The sequence below is a fragment of the Alicyclobacillus shizuokensis NBRC 103103 genome (genome assembly GCF_001552255.1).
Classification (GTDB): domain Bacteria; phylum Bacillota; class Bacilli; order Alicyclobacillales; family Alicyclobacillaceae; genus Alicyclobacillus_G; species Alicyclobacillus_G shizuokensis.
Map to the genome: position 1 here is coordinate 1 of NZ_BCQV01000063.1, position 4,227 is coordinate 4,227.

Genomic DNA, 4,227 nt, shown 5'->3' on the forward strand with positions numbered 1-4,227 from the left:
GCCCGCCGTTCATTCGGATTCTTGCTGTAGAGAATCTGACCGCTCGCCACATCCATCAAGACCGCCGACTTGGCGGCCACCACCGGCGCCTTGGCCGGTGTGGCGACTGTCGCCGCAGCGGCCGGGGACCCGCCTTTGGCCAGCGCCACCCCCGGGGCCGCGCAGCCGACCAGAAGAACGCCCGTCAACCCCAGCCAAACCGATTTGTTCAGCATCCTCGTCCTCACTGAGTCCCAAACCCCTCCCATCGCGATACAAACAGAATCAGTATAGCACAGGGTTGGGACGCCGAAGAATGGCGAATTTCGGAATAGGACCGCCGATGGCGGCCTTCCTCCCGTGTTGGCCTCTATCAGATGCTGTAATTGGGCGCTTCCTTGGTGATCTGTACGTCGTGCGGATGGCTCTCGCGCAGGCCGGCCGCCGTAATGCGGATAAACTGGCCGTTCTCCTGCAGGTCGGCTATCGTCGGAGTGCCGCAGTAGCCCATGCCGGCGCGCAGGCCGCCCACCAGCTGATAGACAATTTCCGACAGCGGACCGCGGTAGGCGACGCGCCCTTCAATGCCTTCTGGCACCAGCTTCTTCGCGTCCTCCTGGAAGTAACGCTCACCGCCGCCCTCCTTCATCGCCCCGAGCGATCCCATGCCGCGGTAGACCTTGAACCGCCGGCCCTGGAAGATCTCCGTCTCGCCCGGGCTCTCCTCCGTTCCGGCAAACAGGCTGCCAATCATGACCACATCGGCGCCGGCTGCGATGGCCTTGACAATGTCTCCCGAGTACTTGATGCCGCCATCGGCGATGATGGGAATGCCGTGCTCCCGAGCGGCCGTGGCGCAGTCGTAGACGGCCGTAATCTGCGGCACACCGATGCCGGCCACCACCCGCGTCGTGCAAATCGATCCGGGCCCAATCCCGACCTTAACGGCGTTGACACCCGCCTCAATCAGAGCCAGCGTCGCCTCCGCCGTCGCCACGTTGCCGGCGATGATCTGAAGGTCCGGGTGCTGTCTGCGCACCTCGCGCACCGCCCGCAACACCCCTTCCGAGTGCCCGTGCGCAGTGTCTATCACAATCACGTCCGCCCCAGCCGCCACCAAAGCGGCCACTCGATCCAACATGTCCTTGGAAGTGGACACCGCCGCCCCAGCCACCAGGCGGCCTTTGGCGTCCTTGGCCGCATTGGGGAACTGCTTCGCCTTCTCGATGTCCTTGATGGTGATGAGTCCCTTGAGGACGCCGTGATTGTCCACCAACGGCAGTTTCTCAATCTTGTGTTTCTGCAAGATCTCCTTCGCTTGCTGCAGCGTCGTCCCGACCGGCGCGGTTACCAGGTTGCCGTGTGTCATCACCTCGCGCACCGGGCGGCTCAGGTCTGGTTCAAAGCGCAGGTCGCGGTTGGTGATGATGCCAACCAGTTTTCTGTCTGGTCCGTCCACCACCGGTACGCCGGAGATCCGATACTTGGCCATCAGCCGCTCGGCATCCTCAATCGGATGCTCAGGCGTTAGATAGATGGGGTCTATGATGACCCCGCTTTCGGATCGCTTGACTTTGTCCACCTCTTCCGCCTGCGCCTCGATGCTCATGTTCTTGTGAATGACGCCGATGCCACCCTCTCGCGCCATGGCTATGGCAAGCGCCGCCTCGGTCACAGTGTCCATGGCGGCGCTCGCAAGCGGAATATTCAATCGAATATCGGTCGTGAGTCGGCTAGATACGTCCACGTCCCTGGGCAAGACCTCTGACTTGGCCGGCACCAGGAGCACATCGTCAAACGTCAGGCCCTCTTTCTGGAACTTGCTTTGCCATTTGCTGTCCACATTCATCCCCCCAACGTTTGGCAACACGGATGCGCCGGACCCCTCAGCCCAGCGCCAATGATGGTATAATGACGGCTTGTCCCGTGGATATTACGCGTAGTATAGCAACCACCCATAGGAGTGTCAAACCGGAAATCATGGCAGACGGATATGGACATTCGCAAACTCCAAAGCGAGGCGCTTAGCCTGCGCTTGCTGCGGCGATTGCATCCAGCGGCCGGACAGAGCCAATTGTATGGGGCGGCCGCCCGCGTCGCTTCGACGGCGCGCCAGGCGGTACAATTTGTCGGCGGACTGGAGAGCATCCGCATTGAATTGGCCCCGCTCCTGCGCTACTACGAATGGCTACATTGGCTGAAGGTCCTGCTATACCTGTTTGACCTCGAGTTTCCCCGCTCCACGGCGGTTCTGCAACACGGATTGTCGGTGCGTCGGCAAAAGCGACAGGGGTATCGGTGGCCGCTGGAGACGATCACGGTGCACAAGGACGGTGTTCTGCAGGAGTGCGTGCGTCTGTTGTTGCCCGGCGAGCAACTGGGAAACCGCCTCATCGTCGGCGACCTGCTCGGTTCCCTGCCCGGCTTGCACCCCATCATGAAGCAGTTTTACAAGCCGTTCCTGCACGTGTTTGAACTGCGGTCGGCAGAAGACGGCTGGTGGTTGATTGAGCGGGAAATCGCGGCCAGTCATTCGCTGACCGTCGGCGAGTGGCTCAGTCGCTACCAGTCGGGACCCACGGTGCCGCCGCGCGCTCCCCGTCCCGCGGTCGATCCGCCCGGGCTGTTGCACGTACCAGCGCCACGGGCGGATCACCCCATGCGCAGGGAATTCGGGGGGCGCGTGTTCTTGCTGGACGGAGCCCGTCACCCGGAGTGGCTGGCCCATTACAGCCTCTTGTATTCGTTGTCCTCCTTGTGCCGCTACAACCCAGTGGAGTGGTCGGACATTGTGCTCTGGCAGAACGAGGTGGACGCGCTGATGGTCCGCGAGTATCTCGCCCTGCCCGAGATGCGGATTGATATTGAGGAGGATGGCCTGGAAGAAGGGGCGCGCGCCGTCCAGTTTCGCACCCGCGAAGGGGCGATCCGTTGACGAGAACCGCGGCTGTGGGTGGACGGCGGCGCCGGGTCATCGGGATCGGTTGGTGTTTTCATCGGCTGGTGGCTTCCAGGATGCGGGCCACGCTCCAAGCTGCCCTGTACAGAAGCGTGTCCGTCTCGGCCAGCGCCTCGGCCAGCGTCATCGGAGCAGGTGTGATGGCGGAGAGACTGACGAACTCGGCGCGCAGCAAATCCCATCCATCGCCCAAGGAAGCGGACAACAGCACCGGACGGGCGCCGGCCTCGCGGGCCATGCGGGCTACAAGCACGGGCAGTTTGCCGCGCAGCGTCTGGGCGTCACTTCTCCCTTCGCCGGTGATGGCCCAATCGGCGCCGCGCAGCGCCTGCGGCAACCCGGCCGTGTTGGCAATCAACTCAGCACCGGATGCCATGCGCCCGCCCAGGATTTGCAGGGCGAAGCCAAGCCCCCCAGCCGCGCCTGCCCCCGGTCGGCGCGCAAAGCCCCCGTCCACACCCGGAACGGATGCCGGCCATTCTCGACAGGCCTGCTCCACCATTTCGGCGTAGCGCGCCAGCGCCTTGTCCAGGCGCTCCACCTGCTCACGGGTCGCACCTTTTTGTGGCCCAAACACCGCGCTCGCGCCGTCCGGCCCGCACAGCGGATTGTCAACGTCCGACGCGATACAGATGTCGCTTCCCGCCAGGCGGGCATCCAGCTGATTCAGCCGCACCTCGGCGACCGCGGCGACTCCGCGTCCGCTAGGCTCCACCGGGTGCCCGGAAGCGTCGAGAAACACCGCCCCCAACGCCTGCAGCATGCCCAGCCCACCGTCGTTGCACGCGCTTCCACCGAGACCGATGATGAACTTGCGGTGGCCGGCGTTCAAGGCGGCGCGCACCGCCTCCCCGAGGCCGTAACTGGTTGTCTGTTCGGGGTCTCTCTCGTCCTCGGCGAGCATGGGCAGTCCGCAGATGTTGGCTACCTCCAGCACGGCGGTCTCCCCGTCACCGAGCACACCGTACACGGTTTCTACCTGTGTACGTCTGGGTCCACATACGGAGATGCGCTCCAGGCGTCCGCCGGTGGCTGCGACCAAACTCTCCACCGTGCCTTCGCCTCCATCGGCCAGCGGCACCTGGACCAGTTCCAAATCCCGCCTATGTGCCTCAGCCCATACGTCTTGGAAAGCCTTGGCGATCCCGTCGGCCACGGCGCCGGCCGTGAGGCTCCCTTTGAAGGAATCCGGTGCAATCACGATTTTCATGCTGTACCGCCCGCCCCCTGAAAAAGTCCATATGAAACGGTTTCACTCCGCCATGGTACCACAAAAAAAGCACCTGGGA

The 4,227-nt window shown here is 63.5% G+C and carries 3 protein-coding genes and 1 pseudogene; 1 reads left to right on the plus strand and 3 read right to left on the minus strand.

Translation table 11 applies throughout. The annotated features are described in order from the left end of the window. Both ASH01S_RS16305 and guaB read right to left on the minus strand, forming a co-directional pair. Nucleotides 1-215, minus strand: a pseudogene (locus ASH01S_RS16305) (hypothetical protein); the annotation flags it as partial. A gap of 137 nt (nt 216-352) precedes the next feature. After that, a complete protein-coding gene (guaB, locus tag ASH01S_RS16310) occupies nt 353-1,822 on the minus strand; it encodes an IMP dehydrogenase (protein ID WP_245629131.1) in 1,470 nt (489 codons plus the stop codon). Nucleotides 1,823-1,972: 150 nt separating this feature from the next. Here guaB and ASH01S_RS16315 point away from each other — a divergent pair, with 150 nt between their 5' ends. Continuing rightward, nucleotides 1,973-2,914 carry a YaaC family protein gene (locus tag ASH01S_RS16315; protein WP_067929506.1) on the plus strand — a complete coding sequence of 314 codons (942 nt, stop codon included), beginning with the start codon at nt 1,973-1,975 and terminating at the stop codon, nt 2,912-2,914. Between the two features lie 58 nt (nt 2,915-2,972). Here the strand turns inward: ASH01S_RS16315 and ASH01S_RS16320 are convergent, their stop codons facing one another. After that, entirely contained in the window at nt 2,973-4,148 is a 1,176-nt protein-coding gene (locus ASH01S_RS16320; protein WP_067929507.1) for a glycerate kinase, read from the minus strand. Nucleotides 4,149-4,227 lie beyond the last annotated feature (79 nt).

What these genes read in the sequence shown, in the direction of transcription:
- ASH01S_RS16315 (WP_067929506.1), top strand. Translation starts at nt 1,973, where the DNA reads ATGGACATTCGCAAACTCCAAAGCGAGGCGCTTAGCCTGCGCTTGCTG.
- ASH01S_RS16320 (WP_067929507.1), bottom strand. Translation starts at nt 4,148, where the DNA reads ATGAAAATCGTGATTGCACCGGATTCCTTCAAAGGGAGCCTCACGGCC.